Annotated in this window: 3 protein-coding genes; all 3 read left to right on the top strand. The window is 61.2% G+C overall.

The genetic code is table 11. From position 1 onward, the window contains the following. Positions 1-322: 322 nt before the first annotated feature. Positions 323-883 carry a fimbrial protein gene (locus tag BSU04_RS19040; RefSeq protein WP_089162096.1) on the top strand — a complete coding sequence of 187 codons (561 nt, stop codon included), beginning with the start codon at positions 323-325 and terminating at the stop codon, positions 881-883. Positions 884-968: 85 nt separating this feature from the next. Continuing rightward, positions 969-1,712, top strand: a complete 744-nt coding sequence (locus BSU04_RS19035) for a fimbrial biogenesis chaperone (RefSeq protein WP_089162095.1) — start codon at positions 969-971, stop codon at positions 1,710-1,712. A gap of 192 nt (positions 1,713-1,904) precedes the next feature. Continuing rightward, positions 1,905-4,586 (top strand): fimbria/pilus outer membrane usher protein (locus tag BSU04_RS19030; protein ID WP_144021272.1); only part of this gene is annotated, 2,682 nt, incomplete at its 3' end.

The following is a 4,586-nucleotide window of genomic DNA, read 5'->3' as shown; positions in this document are numbered from 1 at the left end:
AAAGCCCAAAGGCGTCCGCATCGCGGACGCCTTTGGGCTTTTAGGCGTCCATGACCGCGCCCATCCCACCCACACGCACCATTTCGCTCTTAGGAACTCTCAATTTTGTCCTAATTCTTTAAGAGAGTTCCGAGGGTCATCCGAGGTACCCGGTCTTAATATTCATTCACTCGCAGACGAACCGGTTCATCGCCTCCCACACGAATCCAGACGATGAAAAAAACAGGTGGCTCGCACTGCGCGCTCAGCATGACAGGACGAAGTAGTCCTAAGCGCTGTAAGTGTCTACAAACCCGCATTCATTTCTCTACTGGAAACGTTCATGAAATCATTTCTCTCCACCCTCGCTGCTGCTGCAACCCTGGCCACGATGGCACTCGCTTCGAGCGGCGCAAGCGCTGCTGACGGCACGATCACCTTCACGGGCGCCGTGACCGATACGACCTGCTCGATCGATGCAAAGACGGTGGGCGCCGCTGACAAGAACGTCACGTTGCCGACGGTGACCGACAGCACGCTGAGCTCAGCGGGCGCAACGGCCGGCACGACAGCTGCCACCGACCTGACTTTCGCGCTGAGCGGCTGCTCGACCGAAACGAAGGCCGTCGCGCGTTTCGAAAACGGCCCGACGATCGACCAGAGCACCGGTTACCTGACGAACCAGGCACCTGCCGGTGCGCAGAACGTCCAGGTTCGTTTGTTGAATGCATCGCATCTGCCGATCAACGTCGTCACGGGTGCAAACAACGATATGGCTGGCAACGGCGTGGCGATTGTGTCGGGTGACGCGAACCTGAAGTACTTCGCTGAGTACTACGCCACCGGCAAGGCCACAGCGGGCCCGGTCAACACCTCGGTCCAGTACACGGTCGACTACCAGTAAGCCTGACTGACAGGTGTCTGCGAGTGCAGATGCCTGTTTTTTTACCGAAATATCGAGATACGTTTTTCACGGAGATGCACCAATCATGAAGTCCATTAGTCGTATTGCATGTGGTTTGGGTCTGGTCGCGGCGCTGTTGGCCGGCAGTGCGGGCGCCAGCGTGACCGTGGGCGGCACGCGGGTGGTGTATCCCCTTGAAAATCGTGAGGTGACGCTCAAGCTCACCAACGATCGCGCTGAGCCCTCGCTGGTGCAGGTGTGGATGGACAAGGGCAATGCGGACGCGAAGCCGGGTGAAGCGAGCGCGCCGTTCGTGCTGACGCCGCCGATCTTCCGCATGGATGCCAACAAGTCGCAGACGCTGCGCATGATGTACACGGGTGACGCGTTGCCGCAGGATCGCGAGTCGGTGTTCTGGCTGAATGTGCTCGACGTGCCGCCCAAGATCGCGAAGACCTCGGACACCAACACGCTGCAGTTTGCGTTTCGCACGCGCATCAAGGTGTTTGCGCGTCCGAAGGGCTTGCCCGGCACGGCCGACGAAGCGCCCTCGAAAGTAACCTGGAAGCTGGTGCCCTCGGCCGACAACAAAGGCTACGACGTGAAGGCGACGAACCCGACGGCGTACTACGTGTCGTTCAGCAAGATCGACGTGATGGGTGCTGGCCAGACCTATACGAACGACATCGGTGGCATGGTCGAGCCGCGTGGCACCGCGCAGTTCCCGGTGAAGAACCTCAGGGCGGTTCCTGCCAACGCGCACGTCAAGTACCAAGGTATCAGCGATTTCGGCGGCTCCCTGCCGTTCGATGCGCCTATTGCTCCGTAAAGCTCTGTAAAGCCGGTTGAAAGACTGGCCGTAAGTCTTCGCCCCTCACCGGGGCGGATTGAAGGTGTCGCGGGCCATACCGAGCCGACGCCTTCCCCCAACACGCAACGCGCGTTTTACCGAACGGACTGTCCCGAACAGCCCGGTGGGTCGAGTCGCGTCTGAATTGCCCCACTCATCGCAGGCTGGATCATGAAACTCTCTGCTCAAACCGTATTCAATGCTCAGTCCCCGGTCGCATTCCGGCTGCGCCTGAAGCCGCTTGCTGCAATTGCTTTCTCGATGATGGCGTGTGGTGCGATTCCTCAAGCCGTGGCGGATGCCGCGACAACGCCGCAAACCCAGGGCGGTGCCGTCGATGAAGTCAGTTTCGACAACATGTACCTGCGCGGGGAGGCGGGCAGCGCAGTCGATACCAGCCGTTTCGCGCGCGGCAACGCGGTGACGCCGGGCACTTATTCGGTCGACCTGATCGTCAATGGTGCGCGTCTGGCGCGTGAAGACATTCGCTTTGTTTCAACTGACGGCAAGCTGGGCGCAAAGCCTTGTTTCAGCCGCGCGCTGCTGCAGCGTGCGGGTGTTGATCTGGCAAAGGCTGATACGGCCGCGGGACGTAGCGTTGCGAAGGCCGCTGCGGCGGCTGCAAACACGGCTGCAAACACGGCTGCAAACACGGCCGCCAACGCAGAAACCTGCGATGACATTGCCACGGCCGTACCGGGCGCGACGCTCGACTTCGACTTCACGCAGCAGACGCTCGAACTGAGCGTGCCGCAGGCGTTCATGAAGAATTCGGCGCGCGGTTATGTGCCGCCCGAGCAGTGGGAGCAGGGCGTCAACGGTGGTTTCCTGAGCTACAACGCGAACACGTATCACACGGCGGGATCGGGCGTGGGTTCCAGCCAGAGCTATCTGGGCTTGAGCGCGGGCGTGAACCTTGGCGCGTGGCATATCCGCCATCAATCGTCGGTGTCGGCTGCGACGGGACGAAAGACGCAATTCGACAACATCGCGACCTATGCGCAGCGCGACGTGACGAAACTGGGCTCGCAGTTGACCGTGGGCGATGCGAGCACGACCGGCGAGATCTTCGACAGCGTGTCGTTTCGCGGTGTGCAACTGGCCACCGACGACCGCATGCTGCCTGAATCGATGCGCGGTTACGCGCCGGTCGTGCGCGGCACGGCGGAAACGAACGCACGCGTGACGATCCGCCAGAACGGCCAGGTGTTGCAGGAAACGAATGTCGCGCCAGGCCCGTTTGAAATCAGCGATCTGTACTCGACCGGCTACGGTGGCGACCTGGTGGTGACCGTGACGGAAGCCGATGGCCGCAGCAAGGAGTTCACGGTGCCGTTTGCATCGGTGGCGCAATTGCTGCGCCCCGGCGTCACGCGGTTTAGCGCGACCGCCGGCCAACTGCGCAACGATTCGCTCGATACCAAACCCGTCTTCGCGCAGTTCACGATCCAGCGTGGGCTGACCAACACCGTCACCGCTTATGGCGGCGCGGTGGCGTCGAGCGGTTATGGCGCGATAAACGTGGGTGGTGCGTTGAACACGGGCATTGGTGCGTTCTCGATGGACGTGACAGGCGCGTTCACCAGCATCCCGAACGCGCAGTCGATGCACGGCACGAGCTTGCGCGTGGGCTATAGCAAGTTCATCGCGGCCACCGACACGAACGTGTCGGTGGCCGCGTATCGTTTCTCGACGGCGGGGTACATGAACCTGAACGATGCAGCGACGGTGAGGGATATTGCGGACCACGGTGGTGATATCAACTCGATTTACAGACAGCGTAATCGTATGCAGGTGTCGGTGAACCAGAAGCTGGGGGATCACGGCACGATGTTCGTGACGGGCTCGTCGCAGAACTACTGGAACCGGGGTGGCGCCGACACGCTGTTCCAGGCCGGCTACACCAACGCGTTCAAATACGGGACGTACAGCCTGACGGCTGGGCGCACGCGCTCGATGGACGGCCAGATGTCGAACGACTTCATGCTGAGCACGACCATTCCGCTGGGCCACAAGGCGCATGCGCCGATGCTGACCACGAACGCCTCGCACACGTCCGACGGCGCGACGAACATGCAGGCGAACGTGAGTGGTTCGCTGGGTGAAACGAACCAGTTCTCGTACAACGGATACGGCACGTATAACGCGGGCGGCAGTTCGGCCAACAATGGCAACGCGGGGGCGAGCGCGACGTATCGCGCGCCTTACGCGACGTTCAATGCCTCGGCGAGCGCGGGTGGCGGCACGCGTCAGGTGTCGGCGGGCGTGCAGGGTTCGGTGGTGGCGCACCCGGGCGGGGTGACGTTATCGCAGACGGTGGGCGACACGATCGGGATTATTGAAGCCCCTGCCGCGGCCGGTGCAATGGTGACGAGCTCACCGGGAACGAAGGTGGATTCACGCGGTTATGCGGTGGTTCCGTACTTGTCGCCGTACAGCATGAACGAAGTGGATATTGACCCGAAGGGCACGTCCACCGATGTCGAATTTAAATCGACGTCAGCGCAAGTGGCGCCGCGCGCAGGTTCTATAGTGATGATGAAGTACGAGACGGTGAGTGGACGGGCTGCATTGATTCAGGCGCCGAAACTGGGTGGTGGAGCGTTACCCTTTGGAGCGAGTGTGGAAGACGAACAAGGCAAGAGCGTGGGCGTGGTCGGTCAGGACAGCAGAATATTTGCACGCGGTCTTGAGGATCAGGGCGCGCTGACGGTGAAGTGGGGAAACGGTCCGGTTGAACAATGCCGGATTGCTTATACGCTGCCGAAGAAAGAGGCGAAAGCGTATAACCCCGGGTATTTGTCGCTGCAGTCGCATTGCGTGCCGGGAAGTGAAATGCAGGCGAGCGGGGAG

The organism is Caballeronia sordidicola (genome assembly GCF_002220365.1).
Lineage (GTDB): Bacteria > Pseudomonadota > Gammaproteobacteria > Burkholderiales > Burkholderiaceae > Caballeronia > Caballeronia sordidicola_C.
This window is presented reverse-complemented; position numbering and strand designations above follow the sequence as displayed.